This is a genomic window from Actinophytocola sp. KF-1, from assembly GCF_054661535.1.
This window is the reverse complement of record NZ_BAAFVK010000026.1, coordinates 25,014-41,460: the sequence shown is the minus strand read 5'-3', so window position 1 is coordinate 41,460 and position 16,447 is coordinate 25,014. Positions and strand designations below refer to the sequence as shown.

Annotated in this window: 16 protein-coding genes and 3 pseudogenes; 8 read left to right on the top strand and 11 right to left on the bottom strand. The window is 72.4% G+C overall.

Annotated elements, in window-relative coordinates; translation table 11 throughout:
• Window positions 1-25: 25 nt before the first annotated feature.
• Window positions 26-946 carry a LysR family transcriptional regulator gene (locus ACYQ77_RS43925; protein ID WP_459723401.1) on the bottom strand — a complete coding sequence of 307 codons (921 nt, stop codon included), beginning with the start codon at window positions 944-946 and terminating at the stop codon, window positions 26-28.
• 110 nt (window positions 947-1,056) lie between these two features.
• On the opposite strand from ACYQ77_RS43925, the pseudogene ACYQ77_RS43920 reads away from it, so the two are divergent.
• Window positions 1,057-2,312: pseudogene (locus ACYQ77_RS43920) on the top strand (MFS transporter).
• Here ACYQ77_RS43920 and ACYQ77_RS43915 read toward each other — a convergent pair.
• Window positions 2,264-2,701: a DUF3574 domain-containing protein gene (locus ACYQ77_RS43915; protein ID WP_459723400.1), complete on the bottom strand. Its 438-nt coding sequence runs from the start codon at window positions 2,699-2,701 to the stop codon at window positions 2,264-2,266. The pseudogene ACYQ77_RS43920 and the gene ACYQ77_RS43915 overlap by 49 nt on opposite strands.
• Before the next feature lie 56 nt (window positions 2,702-2,757).
• On the opposite strand from ACYQ77_RS43915, the gene ACYQ77_RS43910 reads away from it, so the two are divergent.
• A complete protein-coding gene (locus tag ACYQ77_RS43910; RefSeq protein WP_459723399.1) occupies window positions 2,758-3,168 on the top strand; it encodes a DUF3224 domain-containing protein in 411 nt (136 codons plus the stop codon).
• A gap of 77 nt (window positions 3,169-3,245) precedes the next feature.
• Here ACYQ77_RS43910 and ACYQ77_RS43905 read toward each other — a convergent pair whose 3' ends face one another.
• Both ACYQ77_RS43905 and ACYQ77_RS43900 read right to left on the bottom strand, forming a co-directional pair.
• Window positions 3,246-4,109, bottom strand: coding sequence for an exodeoxyribonuclease III (locus ACYQ77_RS43905; RefSeq protein WP_459723397.1), 864 nt, complete (start codon window positions 4,107-4,109; stop codon window positions 3,246-3,248).
• 31 nt (window positions 4,110-4,140) lie between these two features.
• The gene (locus tag ACYQ77_RS43900; protein ID WP_459723396.1) at window positions 4,141-4,686 is read right to left on the bottom strand and encodes a TetR/AcrR family transcriptional regulator; all 546 of its coding nucleotides are present in this window, start codon (window positions 4,684-4,686) and stop codon (window positions 4,141-4,143) included.
• A gap of 62 nt (window positions 4,687-4,748) precedes the next feature.
• Here ACYQ77_RS43900 and ACYQ77_RS43895 point away from each other — a divergent pair, with 62 nt between their 5' ends.
• Together ACYQ77_RS43895 and ACYQ77_RS43890 are read left to right on the top strand one after the other, a co-directional pair.
• A complete protein-coding gene (locus ACYQ77_RS43895) occupies window positions 4,749-5,939 on the top strand; it encodes an FAD-dependent monooxygenase (protein WP_459723395.1) in 1,191 nt (396 codons plus the stop codon).
• Between the two features lie 88 nt (window positions 5,940-6,027).
• On the top strand, window positions 6,028-7,179 hold the full coding sequence (locus tag ACYQ77_RS43890; RefSeq protein WP_459723394.1) for an MFS transporter: 1,152 nt from the start codon (window positions 6,028-6,030) through the stop codon (window positions 7,177-7,179).
• On the opposite strand, the gene ACYQ77_RS43885 is transcribed toward ACYQ77_RS43890, so the two are convergent.
• Window positions 7,133-8,107, bottom strand: a complete 975-nt coding sequence (locus ACYQ77_RS43885) for a helix-turn-helix transcriptional regulator (RefSeq protein ID WP_459723392.1) — start codon at window positions 8,105-8,107, stop codon at window positions 7,133-7,135. The two genes, ACYQ77_RS43890 and ACYQ77_RS43885, sit on opposite strands and share 47 nt — an antisense overlap.
• Before the next feature lie 61 nt (window positions 8,108-8,168).
• On the opposite strand from ACYQ77_RS43885, the gene ACYQ77_RS43880 reads away from it, so the two are divergent.
• The 3 genes and pseudogenes from ACYQ77_RS43880 to ACYQ77_RS43870 all read left to right on the top strand — a co-directional run bounded on the left by ACYQ77_RS43880 (window position 8,169) and on the right by ACYQ77_RS43870 (window position 9,857).
• Window positions 8,169-8,624 carry a hypothetical protein gene (locus ACYQ77_RS43880; protein WP_459723391.1) on the top strand — a complete coding sequence of 152 codons (456 nt, stop codon included), beginning with the start codon at window positions 8,169-8,171 and terminating at the stop codon, window positions 8,622-8,624.
• Between the two features lie 155 nt (window positions 8,625-8,779).
• Window positions 8,780-9,133, top strand: a pseudogene (locus tag ACYQ77_RS43875) (serine hydrolase); the annotation flags it as partial.
• 136 nt (window positions 9,134-9,269) lie between these two features.
• Window positions 9,270-9,857: a serine hydrolase domain-containing protein gene (locus ACYQ77_RS43870; RefSeq protein ID WP_459723389.1), complete on the top strand. Its 588-nt coding sequence runs from the start codon at window positions 9,270-9,272 to the stop codon at window positions 9,855-9,857.
• Window positions 9,858-10,379: 522 nt separating this feature from the next.
• Here ACYQ77_RS43870 and ACYQ77_RS43865 read toward each other — a convergent pair.
• From ACYQ77_RS43865 to ACYQ77_RS43855, 3 genes and pseudogenes are all read right to left on the bottom strand, one after another.
• Window positions 10,380-11,094, bottom strand: a pseudogene (locus ACYQ77_RS43865) (IS110 family transposase); the annotation flags it as partial.
• 202 nt (window positions 11,095-11,296) lie between these two features.
• Window positions 11,297-11,794: a GNAT family N-acetyltransferase gene (locus ACYQ77_RS43860; RefSeq protein WP_459723388.1), complete on the bottom strand. Its 498-nt coding sequence runs from the start codon at window positions 11,792-11,794 to the stop codon at window positions 11,297-11,299.
• Between the two features lie 5 nt (window positions 11,795-11,799).
• Window positions 11,800-12,450, bottom strand: a complete 651-nt coding sequence (locus ACYQ77_RS43855) for a Crp/Fnr family transcriptional regulator (RefSeq protein WP_459723387.1) — start codon at window positions 12,448-12,450, stop codon at window positions 11,800-11,802.
• 58 nt (window positions 12,451-12,508) lie between these two features.
• Here ACYQ77_RS43855 and ACYQ77_RS43850 point away from each other — a divergent pair, with 58 nt between their 5' ends.
• Window positions 12,509-12,766, top strand: coding sequence for a YciI family protein (locus ACYQ77_RS43850; RefSeq protein WP_459723385.1), 258 nt, complete (start codon window positions 12,509-12,511; stop codon window positions 12,764-12,766).
• Here the strand turns inward: ACYQ77_RS43850 and ACYQ77_RS43845 are convergent.
• From ACYQ77_RS43845 to ACYQ77_RS43835, 3 genes are read right to left on the bottom strand one after another with little or no spacing between them, the layout of a single operon-like run.
• Entirely contained in the window at window positions 12,737-13,351 is a 615-nt protein-coding gene (locus tag ACYQ77_RS43845; protein WP_459723384.1) for a TetR/AcrR family transcriptional regulator, read from the bottom strand. The two genes, ACYQ77_RS43850 and ACYQ77_RS43845, sit on opposite strands and share 30 nt — an antisense overlap.
• A gap of 25 nt (window positions 13,352-13,376) precedes the next feature.
• A complete protein-coding gene (locus tag ACYQ77_RS43840; protein WP_459723382.1) occupies window positions 13,377-14,027 on the bottom strand; it encodes a class II aldolase/adducin family protein in 651 nt (216 codons plus the stop codon).
• A complete protein-coding gene (locus ACYQ77_RS43835) occupies window positions 14,014-16,434 on the bottom strand; it encodes a helix-turn-helix transcriptional regulator (RefSeq protein ID WP_459723381.1) in 2,421 nt (806 codons plus the stop codon). The genes ACYQ77_RS43840 and ACYQ77_RS43835 overlap by 14 nt, the downstream gene beginning before the upstream one ends.
• Window positions 16,435-16,447 lie beyond the last annotated feature (13 nt).

Below are 16,447 nucleotides of genomic sequence, written 5' to 3'. Positions count from 1 at the left end.
GGGGCGGCCGGGGTTCGCTCGTGGCTTACAAAGTCCAGCTCGGCGTCCACGCGTCCGGGACCTCGACCCGTCTGCTCTCGAGGTAGCGGCGGAGCCCGCCGAGCGCGGGGTGGGGGTTGTCGGCGCGCCAGATCAGCGACATCGGGTAGACCGGGGTCGGATCGCGCAGCGGGATGCGCCGCAGGTCGTAGCTGTCGGGCCACAGGTACCGCGTGCCCGCCCCGACGAGCGTCGCCAGCTCCGCCGAGTCCGCCAGCTCGTCGAGCAGGGCTTCGTTGCCGAAGGTGGGGCCGACGACGTCGATCGTGAGGCCGAACGTGGCCGCGAGGTCCTCGTAGTACGCGAACCACTCGGACCCGGGCGCCATGCCGGGCATCCAGATCCGGTGCCCGGCGAGCTGGGCCGGCGTGACCGAGGGCGCGTTCGCGAGCGGGTGGGCCGGGCCGACCAGCAACTGGTGCTGGTCGTCGAGCACGCGGGCGGTCCTGATCGCGTCCGGCAGCCGCCCCGCGGGCACGGCGTGGAAGGTGGCGTCGACGGTTCCCGCCGCCACGGCGGCGATCGCGGCGTGGACGTCGGCGTTCATGGTCACGACGTCCAGCTCGACCTCGGGATGGGTGCGGTAGAAGTCGTGCAGGAGCCCGGCCGGTGCGATCCGCTTGCTGAGGACGTCGACGCGCAGCGCCCGCTTTCCCGGGCGCACGGACGCGTCGGCGCGGGCCGCCACCCGCAGGAGCTCCCTGGCGTGGGGCAGGAACGCCTGCCCGTCCACCGTGAGCCGCGCGCCGCGAGGCGTGCGCGTGAACAGCCGCACGTCGAGGTCCTTCTCCAGCGCGGCGATGCGTTTGGACACCGCCTGCTGCGTGATCGACAGCGCGTCGGCGGCGTCCTGGAACCGGCCAGCGTCCGCGACGGCGACGAAGGTGTGCACGGCGTCGAGATCCATCCGGCCACCGTACGCCCACAACGGACGGTTGTGGCTCGCCGGTGATCCGGTTGTTTGACCTGCGATCCGTTGCTCGACTTCGATCACCGCAGGCAAAGAGAGGTTGTGACGTGGTCCGGAGATCGCTGGGTCGGCAGTTCGGGTGGTTGTGGGCGGCGTACGCGGTCAGCGCGTACGGCTCCGGGTTGGGTTTCGGCGCGTTGCCACTGATCGCCGTGCTGGTGTTGCACGCCGGCCCCGCAGAGGTGTCCCTGCTGTCCGCCGTGGGACCCGCCGTGGGCGCGCTGATCGCGTTGCCGCTCGGACCGTGGGTGGAGTTCCGCCGCAAGCGACCCGTGATGATCGCGATGGACCTCGTCCGGTTCGGGGTCATGATCACGATCCCGGTCACGTACGCGGCCGGGCTGCTCGGGTTCGGGCAGTTGCTGGCCGTCGCCGCGGTCGTGGCGGCGGCCAAGATCGCGTTCGGCGCGGCGAGCGGCGCCCACCTCAAGGCCCTGGTCCCGCGGGAGGACCTGCTCGTCGCCAACGCCCGCTTCGAGTCGACGACGTGGAGTGCCACCGCGATCGGCCCGCCGTTGGGTGGCGCGGCCATCGGCCTGTTCGGACCGGTGACGACCCTGGTCGCCGACGCGGTCAGCTACCTGTTGTCCGCGCTGGGCATCGCCATGATCGGCGGGAAGGAAGCGCCGCCGCGGCGCACCGGCACGAGCCGGGTGCGGGCCGGTGCGGTACTCGACGGCTGGCGGCACCTCCTGACCCACCCCGGCCTGCGGGCGCTCTACCTCAACCAGCTGCTCGTCGCCGGGCTGATCATGGCGACCGAGCCGCTGCTGGCCGTCGTCATGCTCCGCGACCTCGACTTCCCGCCGTGGCAGTACGGGCTCGCGTTCGCGCTGCCCTGCCTCGGCGGGCTGGCCGGCGCCCGCATGGCCCGCCGCGTGGTGGCACGGCACGGCACGCACCGGGTCCTGCGGGTCGCGGGCACATTGCGCGCGGTCTGGCTGATCGGGCTCGCGTTCGTGCAGCCGGTGTCGTCGGGCTCGTCACCGTGATCGGGGTCGAACTCGCGATCATCGTCTGCATGAGCCTGTACAACCCGGTGCTGGCCACGTGCCGTCTCGAGCACACTCCCTCCGACCGGCTCGCCCGCACGCTGACGGCGTGGTCGGTCAGCAGCAGCGCCGCCATCGCGGTTCTCAGCGCGCTCGCCGGGCTGCTCGCCGAGGTCACCAGCCCCCGCACGGCGATCACCGTGGCAGGACTGGTGATCCTCGCGAGCCCGCTGCTGCTGCCGCGTCCCGCGGACGTCGCCGCTCAGAAGGAGACGCGCTCCACGCTGTCCGCGCGCAGCACCGACTCCTGATCGAACTGTGCCTTGTAGTCGGTGCGGATCTCCTCCAGCTCCCGGTTCGCGTCGCGGTCGCCGAACGGGTACAGGATGATCAGGACGTACGAGTCCTCCTTGCCGCCCATCCACTGGCCGTGCGCCTCCAGCCAGGTGAGGCCGTCCGGGAACGCGGGGGTGACCTCCTTGTCCAGGAACAGCTCGAAGTCCGCCGGGGTGATGGGCGTGCCGTCCGGGCGGCTGCCGCCGAAGTACAGCTCGGTGCGGCGGTACGACTCGCCCGGCGTGGGGACGGAAGTGGCCGCCCCTCGCGAGTCCGAGGCAGCGGTGGTGGTCGCGCCTGCCGTCGTCAAACCCAGGAACAGGGCGGCCAGCATGCCGGCCACCGCGGTGCGTCGTGTCGTCATGCGCCCATCCAACCGCCGGGAACGGGATTTCCCACCTGGTGGTTAGGGTCTTGTCCGTGAGAGCAGAAGGCACCTTCACCACGCACGAGTTCACGCCGGTCGACGCCAAGCCGGCCTTCGAGGTGCGCACGGGCACCGACGTCGGGATCGCGACCATGGAGAAGCGGTACGCGGGCCAGGTCGACGGCCGCTCCGCCACCTTCTTCACCGCCGCGTTCGACCAGGCGACCGGCGTCGGCACCTACGTCGCCATGGAGTCCTTCGACGGGTCGCTCGACGGCGTGGCCGGCACCTTCAACTTCGCGCACCTCGCGTCCACCCGCGGCGGCGACCGCGTCGACGAGGCGTTCGTGATCGTCCCCGGCAGCGGCACCGGCGGGCTCGCGGGCATCGCCGGGTCCGGCGGGCTGACCGTCGACGCCGACGGCACGCACCGGGTCTGGTTCGACTACACGCTCGAGAAGTAGCGCTTCACCAGCTCGTCGCGAACGCGGCCAGGTCCGCCGCCGCGCCCGTGATCATCGGCGGTGCACGTGACAGGTCCTCACTTCGACTGCGGCAGCTTCACCGTTCCTTTCCTGGCGCGGGCCGCGGACGGCGGTGGGACGACCGGGCCGATGTCCCCGTCCGGCGCCTCGTCGAGGTCGACGATCACCGGCGCGTGGTCGCTCGGCCCCGTGCCCTTGCGCGCGTGCCGGTCCACCCACGCCGCCCGCACCCGGCCCGCCACCGGCGCGGACGCCAGCACCAGGTCGATCCGCATGCCCAGGTCCTGGTGGAACATGCCGGCCCGGTAGTCCCAGTAGGTGAAGACGCGCTCGTCCGGCCAGCGGTCCCGCACCACGTCCCGCAAACCGAGGTCGGTCAGCGCGGTCAGCGCCGCCCGCTCCGGCGGCGTGACGTGGGTCTGGCCGACGTACGCCGCCGGGTCGAACACGTCCGCGTCGGTCGGCGCGATGTTCATGTCCCCGCAGAGCATCACCGCGTCGGGCCCCGCCGACACGACCTCGCGCAGCGCCGCCAGCCACGCGAGCTTGTACCGGTAGTGGTCCGAGTCGGGTTCCCTGCCGTTCGGGACGTACAGCGAGTGCACCCGCACCCCGCCGCACGTGGCCGCGATCGCGCGGGCCTCGGGGTGCGGGAACCCCGGCGCCCCGGCCACCCCGGTCGTCACGTCGTCGAGGCCGACCCTCGACAGGATCGCGACGCCGTTCCACCGCGCCTCGCCCGCCGCCGCGTACTCGTACCCGCGCTCGGCCAGTTCCGCGCTCAGTAACGCGGCGAAGGCGTCGTCGGCCAGCTTGGTTTCCTGCAGGCACACCACGTCCGGCCGCCGCTGGTCGAGCCAGGGCAGCAACCTCGGCATCCGCTGCTTGACGGAGTTCACGTTCCATGTCGCCACTCGCACGCCACAGACGCTAGCCCCACCCACCGACAATTCACGCGACGGCGGCGGCGATCGTCCCCATCGCCGCGCGCATCTGCGCCCCGGTCGGCACGGATGCCGGGTCGACCAGCCACTGCGCGGCGAGCCCGCCGATCAGTGCCTGGAACACCGCGCCGACGGCCTCGCCCCGGATCCCGAACAGCTCGGCCAGCGCCGCCTGCGCTTGCTCGTTGGCCTGCGCGAACGCGGCTTTCAGCGCCGGTTTCCGGTCCAGGAACCCCAGCAGTTCGAACTGGACCGCCCACAGCCGGTGGTTCTCCGCGAACGACCGGATCACCTGCGTCCACATCGCCTCGAACCGCGCCGCCGGGTCCGCCTGGCCGGTCGTCGCCAAGGCCTTGCCCAGGTCGTCGCCCCAGTCGGCCAGTGCCTGGTAGAGGGCGGCGTTCAGCAGGTCGTCCTTGGTGCCGTAGTGGTAGCCGATCGCCGCCAGGCTCACCCCGGCCGCCGCCGCGATGTCGCGCGCGGTCGTCCGCGCGTAGCCCTTCTCGTACAGGCACTGGATGGCGCCGGTCAGGAGATCCTCGCGATTACCCATGACACAACTGTACAACACAAACGTCTTGCACAAGTGTCTGACACAGACGTACAGTTCTGTCCATGACGAATCGCACCGTTCTCGTTTCCGGCGCCGGCATCGCGGGCCTCACCCTCGCCCACTGGCTGCGGCGGCACGGCTTCTCGCCGACCGTCGTGGAGCGGGCTCCCGGTCCGCGCACCGGCGGCTACAAGATCGACATCCGGGGTGCGGCCCTGCGGGTCGTCGAGCGGATGGGCCTGCTCGACGACGTCCGCGCCCGCGTGACCGGCGTGCGCGTGGGCTCCGTGGTGGACGCCCGCGGCAGACGCGTCGCGAGCATGGACGGCGACACCTTCGGCGGCCGCGAGCACGGTGACGCCGAGATCCTGCGCGGCGACCTGCAGCGCCTGATCCTCGACGCCACGCAGGACGTCGAGTACCTGTGGGGCGACGCCATCGCGGGCCTCGAGCAGACCGGTGACGCCGTCGCCGTGACCTTCGCGAGCGGCGTGACCAGGGCGTTCGACCTGGTCGTCGGCGCGGACGGGCTGCACTCGGCCACTCGACGGCTGGTGTTCGGCGACGGCCACGTCCGCGACCTCGGCCACCGGGTGGCGATCTTCAGCGTGCCCGGACACCTCGGGCTGGACCGCGAGGAGACGACCTACGTGAGCCCCGGCCGCACCGCGCTCGTGTACTCGACCGCGCAGGACGCCGGGGCCAAGGCCATGTTCCTGTTCGCCGACGACGCCCCCGTGCCCGAGGACGGCCGCGCCTACCTCGCCGAGAAGTACCGGGACGAGGGCTGGGTCGTGCCCGCCCTGCTGACGGCCATGGACACCGCGGACGACTTCTACCTGGACTCCCTCAGCCAGGTCCACCTGGACCGCTGGTCGTCGGGGCGGGTCGCGCTCGTCGGCGACGCCGCGCACTGCGCCTCCGTGGCGTCCGGGCAGGGCACGAGCCTCGCGCTGGTCGGCGCGTACGTCCTCGCGGGCGAACTGGCCGCGGCGGACGGCGACCACGTGGCGGGGTTCGCGAACTACGAGGCCGCGCTGCGCGACTTCGTCGCCGCCAACCAGAAGCTCGGGCCGGCGAACGTCAAGCGCATGGTGCTGTCGACCCGGGCAGGCGTGTGGGCCTCGATGACGTTCCTGGCGCTGCTGTCGAAGCTGCCCGGCAAGGACCGCCTGATGGCGAAGGCCGTCGAGCCCATCCACCGGGCGGCCTGCGCGATCACGCTCAGGGAGTACGCGACCACCCTGTCTTGATCTCCCCGGGCGCGTCGGTGAATGCTCACCCGCAACGCTTCGACACCGCGAGGGCAGAGCATTGAACGAGCCACGCAGCCGGTGGTCCATGGTCGCGGTGTTCGCGCTGCTGGGGGCCGTCACGCAGGTCCTGTGGGTCACCTACGCGCCGGTCACCGACGCGGCGGGCCGCCACTACGACGTCGGCGACACGGCCGTCGGCTGGCTCGCGAACGTGTTCCCCCTGCTCTACGTGGTCCTCGCGATCCCCGCGGGGATCGTGCTCGACCGGCGGTTCCGCGGCGGGCTCGCGGCCGGGGCGCTGCTCACCGCGGCGGGCGCGGTGATCCGGGTCCTGGGGGACACCTACGTGTTCGCGCTGGCCGGGCAGCTCGTCGTGGGCGTCGCGCAGCCGCTGGTGCTCAACGCCATCACCGGGATCGCCGGGCGCTACCTGGCCGAACGGGACCGGCCGACGGGCATCGCGATCGGGTCGGCCAGCACGTTCGCCGGGTTGATCGCCGGGTTCGGGCTCGGGGCCGTGTTCACCGAGGACATCCGCACGTTGCTGCTGGTGCAGGCCGGACTCGCGGTGGTCGCGGCCGTCGCCGTGCTGTCGGTGCTGCGCACGCCCGCCGAACACCGCGCCGAGACCGCGCCCGCCGGGCTGGGGGCGCTGCGGAACGCGTGGGGCGACCCGTTCATCCGCCGCCTGTGTGCGCTGGTCTTCGTCCCGTTCGGGGTGTTCGTCGCCATGTCGACGTTCGCGCAGCCGCTGCTCGAACCCGCGGGCGTGCCGGAGGAGACCGCCGGGCTGATCCTCGTCGCGAACGTGGTCGCCGGGGTCCTCGGATGTGCCGTCGTGCCGGTCTGGGTCAACCGCCGCGGCCGCGAGCTGCCCGTCCTGGCGACGTCGGTGCTGGTCACGGTGGTCGCGTGCGTGGTGCTCGCGTTCGCGCCCGGGGTGGTGACGGGGTTCGCGGCGCTCGCGCTCATCGGGTTCGGTCTGCTCCCCGCGTTGCCGATCGTGCTGGCGCTGACCGAGCGGCGGGCGGGCAGCAGCGAGAGCACGGCGGCCGGGCTGATGTGGCTGGCCGGCAACCTGGGCGGGCTGGTCGTGGCGGCCGCGGTCGGTGCGCTCGTGGGGGAACCGCTGCTCGCGTTCTTGTTGCTGGCTGTGCTGAGCCTGCTGACGTTGCCCCTGTTGTGGTCCTTCAGCCGGGTGAGTACGTCCGGGACAGTGCCATCACCGACTCCGTGATCCGGTCCCGCAGTTCGGCGGGCGCCAGCACCTCGACGTCCGCGCCGAAGCCGAGGAACAGGCGGTGCGCGTGCGCCATCTTCTCGATCGGCACGGTCGCGGTCACCCAGCCGTCGGCGTCCGGCGCCGACGCGGTCTCCTCGACGGCGCGGTGGATCGCGGGCTCGACCGCGTCGACCAGTTGTGCCCGCAGCTCGGGGGAGACGCGGATGGTCGCGGTGCCGACGTGGCGGCGCGCGTCGAAGTCGTCGAGGTAGGTCTGCCAGAACGCGGCGAGGTCGAAGTCCGCGGGTCGCTGGAAGCCATCGCCGAGCACCGTCAGCGCGCGGATCTGGGACACCCGGTACGTGCTGACGCGCCTGCCCGCCGCCACGAGGTACCAGCGCCCTGCCTTGAGCACCAGTCCGTATGGGTCCAACGTCCGGGTGACCTCGGTCGGGGCACGCCAGCGGTGGTACTCGATGTGGATCCGGCGTTCGCGCCAGACCGCGTCGGCCGCGGCCGCGAGCGCGGGCGTGTCGTCCGGCTCCGCGTACCAGCTGGGGGCGTCGAGGTGGAAGCGCTGCTGGATGCGGGTGGCGCGGTCGCGCAGCTCCGGCGGGAGGGACGCGGTGAGCTTCAGCCAGGCCGCGGCCACTTCCGCGCCCAGCCCCAGCTCCTGTGCGGGACCGGGGAGGCCCGTGAGGAAGAGGGATTCCGCCTCGTTCTCGGTGAGCCCGGTCAGGCGCGTCCGGTAGCCGTCGAGCAGCTGGTAGCCGCCCGCGTGCCCGGCCTCGCCGTACAGGGGGACGCCCGCCGCGTGCAGTGCGTCGACGTCGCGGTAGACGGTGCGGACGGAGACCTCCAGCTCGCCGGCGAGCTGGGCGGCCGTCATCCGGCCCCTGGTCTGCAACAGGAGCAGCAGCTGGACGATCCGGGACGCGCGCACGGGAAGAAACCCTAGATCAGCTGACATTCGTTGTCAGTGGATGCGCCATAGCGTGCGCCCCATGACGAACAACTTCGACTTCCTCGTCGGCACCTGGCAGACGAAACAGCGCAAGACCACGCCGTTCGCGGGCACCGACGAGTGGGAGACCACCGACGGGACCATGGTCAACCACAGCCTGTTCGACGGCGCCGCGAACGTCGACGAGGTGGACCTGCCGGGCTTCGGCTTCCGGGGAATCTCGCTCCGGCTACAGGACCCGGTCACCCAGGACTGGTCCATCTACTGGGTGAACTCCCGTGACGGGAAGTTGGCACTGCCGCCGGTCGTGGGGCGCTTCGACGACGCCGGTGTCGGCGAGTTCTTCAGCGACGAGGAGTGGGAAGGCAGGCAGATCCGCGTGCGCTACCGGTGGTCGGGGATCACCGGGACGACCGCGCGGTGGGAGCAGGCGTTCTCCACCGATGGTGGCGAGACCTGGGAAACCAACTGGGTGGCGGACTTCAACCGCGCGTAGCCGTCGTCGCGGCGCGGACCCGAGGGGCGTCCGCGCCGCGGCAGGCAAAGAGTGTGGATGTCCACACCCCAACACTGTGGTTCACCCCATGGCGCGGCAGCCGCGGATCGCCGATCGTTGACCCGTGAGGATTTCCACGAACACGGGAGCAGGTCATGCGTTTTCTGGTCGGGATGCTGTCCGCCGCGGCGTTGACCGCCGGGGTGACCACGCAGGCAGCGGCACGGGACGACGTGCTGAAGGCGGCGGTCGAGTCCTTGGTGGACGCCGGTGCCCCGGGGGCGATCGGGTACACGCGCACGGGCGACAGCCGCCGGTACGCGGCCGCCGGATACGCCGACGTAGTACGGCGAGAGCCCGCCGACGCACGGATGCGGTTCCGAATAGCCAGTAACACCAAGGCGTTCACGGCGGCCGTCGTGCTGCAGCTCGTGGGGGAGAGACGCCTGTCGCTGGACGCGCCGGTGGCCACGTGGTTACCGCGGATGCCGAGCGACATCACCGTGCGGCAACTGCTCAACCACACGAGCGGCCTGTACGACCCGACGGAGGAACCGTCGTTCTGGACGCCGTACCTGTCCGGCGACCGGGGCTACGTGTACCGGCCGCGCGACCTCGTCGCCCCGGGCACTGGCCCACGATCGCGTGCCCGGCTACTCGAACACGAACTACCTGGTGGCCGGAATGCTGATCGAGGAGGTGACCGGCCGGAGCGCGACATGGGAGATGTACCGGCGGATCCTGGTGCCCCTGCACCTGGTGCACACGTCGTTTCCCACCGCGGACCCGAGAATGCACGGCCGGTACTTACACGGCTATGCGCTCGACGGCACGGACCTGACGGTCTTCAGCCCGTCATACGACTGGACAGCGGGAGCGTTGGTGTCCACTGTGGACGACCTGGCGAAGTTCCACCGTTCCTTGTTCGACGGCACGTTGCTTCGGCCCGCCGAGATCGCGGAGATGAAACGGACCGTGGTCGTGGACAGGGTGTCGATGGGACTGGGCGTGGACCGCATCGACGTGCCGTGTGGCAACGGCGAGACGCGAACTGTCTGGGGCAACTCCGGAGGAGGCCCGGGCTACAACAGCTACTCACTGATCTCGGAGGACGGTGCCCGCCAACTGGTGATCGCCATGAACGTGTTCGACATCGCGGAGGACGTGGCAGACCGCCCCGCGGTCCCGGAAGGCGCGTCCCTGCTACCGGCGATGAAGGGGGTGTTCTGCTGAACCAACCCGGCGAGCGCGGTGGGCCGGATCAGCTCCACCCGGAACCGGTTGCCCTCGTTGAGCGGGAGCACGCCGGTGTCGCCGTCGGCACCGCGGATCAGGCCCGCCTTCCCAACGTGACGAAGACGGTCATCTGGTCGGTGCCGAACATGGCGTCCGGGTCGCCCTCCACCAGGAACGACGGCAGCTTGTGCTCGTCGTCGTCCTCGCCTTCGCCGCGCCTGCCGCCGAGCGCCAGCCGCCCATGCCACCATGGCCGAGCGCACCCGCGGTACCGCCACGCACTGGACCACCCTCGGCCATCGCGCCGCCACTGGCACCGAGGCCGCCGACACCGGGCCCGGAACCAGCGGCACGCTGCCGCCACGGGTACCCAGAAGTGGAGCAACGGCAACTGATCGACAGCATCCGGTGGCGGACCGTGCCGGGTTCCCGTGGGACACCGTGCCGATGGCTTGTGGGAATAGGTCCATGGCTCGCTCGCCGCGGACAGCGAGCCGAGAACGGGCGGTCGGCCCTGCCACCGCTGCCGTGTTCGGGGTGGCAGTAGTGGGTGCCGTTGCGGACCATGGCGTAGAGGACGTCGCAGCGTCGGCGGGCTAGGCAGATCAGAGCGGCGGTTCTTGCCCCGGGGCATTTGCGGTCGTAGTAGGCGCGCCTGGTCTGGTCATGCAAGGCGGCGAACACGGTGAGGAGGATGCCGTTTGAGCTTCCGGGTCCCGGTCCGGGCTGGATGTTCGCCTGTGGTTGATGTTCCGGAGCGGCGGGTGAGGGGGCGATGCCGGAGGGCGGTCCTCAAGCTGTCCGCGAGTCGCCGCAGGACAGTGTCGGCGGCGGTGACGCCCAGACTGTGACGGGTTGCTCGTCCACTGCGGTCATGATCACCTCAACCAGTCGGTCGCCCCTGCGGGGCGCGTGAGCTTTGGCGATAGCGGTCGGGCCGCCGCAGTGGGAGAGGATTTCCAGCGCCGCGGATCCGGGTTGGACAGTCGGATGGCCTCGCGGGCAGGTCGTCGTCGAACCCGACCAGCACCTCTGGCTCGGCCAGGGTTTCGTCGCCGACGTCGACCGGGCGCAGCGTGTGGGTCAGGGCGCGAGCGGTGTCGGCGATGCGGCGCATCGCCGACACCAGGCAGACAGGCGACCCGGTGCCCGCTTGCGCGGGCCGACCGACTGGCAAAGCCGCGATCGTCGCGGGCTGGTCGACCACGACCAGCAGCGGTCCGTGCTGGACGAGGGTTGGTGAACGAAGCCCGCGGATGCGGTTGTGGTCCTGACGCCGTTGCCGGGCATCGAGGTCAGGACCCGCGAGAGGGGTATCGACGGCTTTGCGTTGTGGGAGAACGGCCTTCATGCCAGGCGGTCGCCTATGCGCAGTGCGTGAACCTTCGCGATCGCGGGCGGCGGGCTGTGGCGATGTCCGTCGTGGCCGGGTTCGGTCACAGGTCGTTGAAGGGGGCCGCGTAGGCGAACGGTCCCTGGATCCGGGAGTCGTAGGTGGACAGTGGGCGGGCCTGGAAGTGGTCGCCCCATTCGAGGACGGGAGGGGTGATGCCGAAGCGGGTGGCTGGTTCGAAGCCGAAGCGTGGGTAGTAGTCGGTGTGGCCGAGCAGTACGACCACCGGTTCGTCCAAGGCGTCCGCGGCGCCGAGGACGGCGTGCATCAGCGCGCTGCCGATGCCGGACTTCTGCACCGACGGGTCGACACCGAGCGGGCCCAGGCCCAGCGCGGGTGTCTCGGCGACGTGGGCTCGCGTGCACACCACGTGGCCCACCACCCGGCCGTCGACCTCCGCGACCAGGGACAGCGGTGGTAGCCACGCGTCGGACGCGCGCAAGGCGGTCACCAGGTTCGCCTCGATCTCCCCGTCGAAGGCGGCTCGGTGGATCTCGGTGATCCTGGGCAGGTCCGTGGTCTCTTCTCGTCTCACCAGCACGGCGGTCACTGTCGCACACCGAGCCGGATTCGGTGAGCCAATAATTCCGGCGCCAGCACCACGACGGCGCCCGGTTCCACGCGGACCAGGCCCTCGTCGGCCAGTCTGCGCAGCGCGCGGTTCACCGACACCCTCGTCAGGCCGAGCGTCTCCGCGAGTCCTTGCTGTGCACCGGGCAGCGGCACGCTGGCTGCGGCAGCACGTACCAGCCACGTCGCCACCCTGGTCGTGGCGTCCGCGTAGCTGGTCAGCACCGCGTCCTCCTGGCTGCGGCGCAGCTGGCTCGCCAGGTGGCGGAACACGTGCCTGCGCACCGACGGGACGTCGACCAGTGCCAGGAACTCGGCTGCCGGGATCAGGCGCACGCGGCTGCGGGTGGTGGTCAGCCAGGTCGCCGTGTGGCCGCCGCCGTCCAGCACCGCTGCCTTGTCGACCGCGCACGGGGCCGGGAACTCGCCCAGCCTGCGGCGGTGACCGTCCTCGGTCTCGTGGACGGCGGTCAGCGCGCCCGTCTCCACGACGATCAGGTGCCTGGCCGGCTCGCCGCGGACCGCCACCACCGTGCCGGGTGCCAGGTCGCGGGTCGGGGACACCGCCGCGAGGTGGTCCAGGTGGGCGGGCGCCACCTGGGCGAGCAACGGAACGTCGGCCAGCACGGTTCGCAGTATCGCGTGATACAGCGTCCGGCACCGGCACCGGCCTAGCGTGGCCCGCATGGTCGTGCTCGAACTCGCCTTCGACGACAACCCCGCCCGGCTCGCCGCCCGGCCCGCGCACCGGCGGCGGCTCGCCGAGCTGCACGCGGCCGGCGTCCTGGTGATGGCCGGGCCGTTCGCCGACGACTCCGGGGCCCTGCTGGTGTTCGACGCCGAGCGGTCCGAAGTGGACCGGGTGCTGGCCGGCGACCCCTACTACGCCACGGAGGGGGTGCGGGTCGTGGGGTTACGGGAGTGGTCGCCCGTCGTCCAGTAGGCGCGGCGCCGTGTCGCGGATCAACGACAGAAGGGTGGTGCTCAGCATCAGGTGCACCTGGTCGCGGGTGAGGTCACCGCGCACCAGCCACTCCCGGGCCGCGGACTTCACCATGCCGCCGTAGGACCGGACCATCGCCCGCAGCTCCGGGGGCGTCGCCGACAGGCGGGCCGCCTCCAGCACGCGGTCGGCGGCCAGCTCGTCGGCATCGGCGAGGATCGCCTCGACCTCCGGGTCCTGGCCGATGGCACCCGTGGCGGCCAGCCACGTCTTGCTGTTGCGGGCCACGCCCTCCAGGAACCAGTCCACGGCCGCCCGCACGCGGGTGTCGAGCGGGCCCTCCGGCAACTGCTCGATCGCGAACCTCGGGATGGTCACCATGCGGCGGACCACCTCGAGGTACAGGTCACGCTTGGTGCCGAAGTAGTGGTTGATCAGCCCGCGCGCCACCCCGGCACGCGCGGCCAGCTCCGTCGTCGACACCGCCGCGTACGGGCGTTCGCCGAACAGGTGCATCGCGCACGCCAGGATCTGTTCGCGGCGCTCGTCTGGTTCCAGCCTGCGCCTGCGTGGTGCCGCGGTCACTCGTCACCGATCTGTTGGCGGACGGTCAACAACCGGGAGTATAGGAGTGCCTGCCATAGTTCAACCTGGTGAACGTAGCATCGGCGGCCGCGAGTTCGTCCTCGGCGAGCAGCCGCGGCGTGCCGAGCGCCGCCGCGCGGGCGTACACGTCCGACAGCCACTCGACCAGTTCGAGCCGCTCGCACGCCTGCTCGACCGTGTCGCCGTGGGCGACCGAGCCGTGGTTGCGCATCAGCACCGCCGACCGGTCCGCGAGCGCGTCCACCACCGAGCGCGCCAGCTCGGGCGACCCGAACGTCGCGTAGTCCGCCACCCGCACCACCCCGCCCAGCCGCACGGTCAGGTAGTGCACGGGCGGCAGCACGTCGTGGGTGAGCCCGACCGCGATCGACGCGGGTGAGTGGGCGTGCGCGACCGCGCCGACGGACGGGAACGCCTGGTAGACCGCCAGGTGCAGGGGCAGCTCGGACGTCGGCGGCAGCTCCCCGGTCAGCACCTCGCCGGCCGCCGACACGAGCGTCAGGTCGGCCGGGGTCAGCGCGCCGAGCACGGTGCCGGAGCCGGTCACCAGCACGTCCTCGCCCACCCGCATGGACAGGTTGCCGGACGTGCCCGTCACGAGCCCGCCCGCCGCGAGCCTGCGGCCCGCCGCGACGAGCCGGTCAGTCGCGGGCACCGGGGCTCCCGACGAGCGTCCGCAGCCGGGACAGCAACTCGCTGCGGCTGGACGCGCCCAGCCGCTGCCGCATCCGTGCCACGTGGTGCTCCACCGTCTTCGCCGAGATGAACAACCGGTCCCCGACATCCTTGTACGTCATCCCCGACACCACCAGCTCGGCGACCTGCAGTTCGCGCTCCGACAGGCTCACCTCGGGCAGCGCCGCCGACGGCTCGTCCGACACCCGCCGCGCCGCGACCGGCTTGCCCTGCAGCAGCCGCGCGCAGTCCAGCAGCCGCACCATCGCCTTGCGGTCGGTGGTCTTGGTGGCGGCCCGGCCCGCGAGGCGGGCGCCGTCCCACGTGAAACCGGCCGCGTGCAGGCCGCGGGCCGCGTCCTCGACGGCGTCCGGGTCGACCTTGCCCGCCATCAGCTCCGCCCAGCACCGGCCCGCCGCGGCGACCATGCCGAACTGCTCGTCCTGCGCGGCGGCCCGCGCCATGGCCTCGGCGTGCTCCTCCGCCACCTCGACCTGGTTGGCGATCACGGCCGCGTGCAGCCCGCCCCACCACAGCGGGGTCGCCCACAGCGGCGGGTCGCCCAGCCCCTTGAGCAGCGTGCGGGCCTGCTCCAGGTGCGCGGCGAGCCTGCTCTCCTCGCGCAACCGCGCCGCGGCCACCATCAGCTCGCCGAGCGGGAGGATCGTGAACAGGTCCATGGGGTGGCGCAGCAGCGCCTCACCGGCCTGCACCCACGCCCGGCCCAACGTGTCCGTGTCGCCCGCGCGGCGGGCCACGCCCAGCTCGACGGCCACCGCGAACAGCCAGTCGCGGGGCTCCAGGTGGTTGCTCCGCAGGGCGTTGAACTGCTCGGCGGCCGCCGTGAGATCGCCGCGCACCATGGCGATCCACGTGCGCATCAGCTGGTGGCGCGTGGCGAGCGGCGCGCCGCCCGTCCCGGCCGCGATGGCCCGTTCCACCAGCGACGACGCGGTGCTGAGCTCACCGTGGTGCAGTGCGAGCAGCGCACCGAGCGCGGCCGGGCTGTCCGGCAGCAGCACGCCCCGGCCGACCGGTTCGAGCAGCCCCGCCGCGCGCACCATCATCGACAGCGCGGTCGTCGGCGTCCCGGACACCGACTCGTGCAACCCGTTCGCCATCAGGGTCAGCGCGCTGGACAGCGAGGTCGGTGGCCCGTCGGACGACGTCTGCGACCGCAGCTCCCGCGCGTCGGCGAGGTCACCGACGCCGAGCAGGCCGAGCGCGGCCAGCTGCTTGCCCTCGTCCGTGCCCGCCCACCGGTACAGCTGCGCGCTGCGGAACAGCTGACCGCGGTGCGCGAGCGCGGCCGCCGCCACCCCGGCCGCGTGGCGCCGCTCCGCGGCGGACTCCGTGGTGATCACCTCGTCGGCCAGCCGCAGCGCCCCGTCCAGGTCCCCGGCCAGCGCGAGCGCCTCCGCACGCCGTGCCGCGACCTGCAGGGGCGGGCGGCCCGCCGTCACCGCGGCCTCGTACAGCCGCGCCGACAACGCCGGGTCGGTGGGCAGTGCCTCGGCGGCCGCCGCCTCGAACGCCCGTGCCGCCGCGGCACCGCCGATGCCCGTGCCCAGCAGCGGCCGGACCAGCGCCAGCACCTGGCCGCCCCGCGCGAGCCGCAGTTCGGCGAGCCGCTGCCGCATCCACGCCCGCCGCTCCACCGGGACGAGCGCGCGGATGGCGCGCCGCGCGATCGGCAGCAACGCGCCCGCGGTGCCGAAGAGCCCTGTCGACCGCGCGGCCTCCGCGATCTCGCCGACCGCCGCCGCGTCCCGGTCGAGCAGCTCCGCCAGCAGGTCGAGGTGCAGGCCGACCCCGGCGTCGGCGGCCAGCACGAACCGCAGCACGTCCTCGTCGAGCCGGGCCAGCTCGGGGCGGAACTCGGCGAGCGCGGCGGCGGGCACCTCGGGTCGCTGCCCGTCGAGCGCCCGGACGAGCCGGTCGACGAACCCGGGCACCCCGCCGGTCTCGGTGTGCACGAACTCGGCGAGCTGGTCGGCCCGCCGGCCGGCGGGCAGGCAGGCCTTGACCTGCTCCCGCGTGAACGGGGCGGGTATGAGCTGCTCCGGCGCGAGGTCGAGCACCTCGGCCAGCGCGGCGGGCCGCGGCCACGGCCTGGCCGCCACGACCAGGCGGGTCCGCGTCGCGGCCGCACGCAGCAGCGCGAGGTCGGCGTCGTCGAGGAGGTGGGCGTCGTCGACCAGGAGCACGTCGCCGGTGACCTGGTCGAACGGGCCGCTGTGGACGGGCGCGCCGAGCGTGGCGCCGATGTGGTGGAGCAGGGTGGTCTTGCCGTACCCGCCGGGCGCGACCACGGACACGTGTGCCCGGGTGTCGGCGGCCAGCGCCTCGAGGTGCCGCCGCGCGGCGTCGTCCAGGATCGGCGTCACTCAGAGTCCTTGT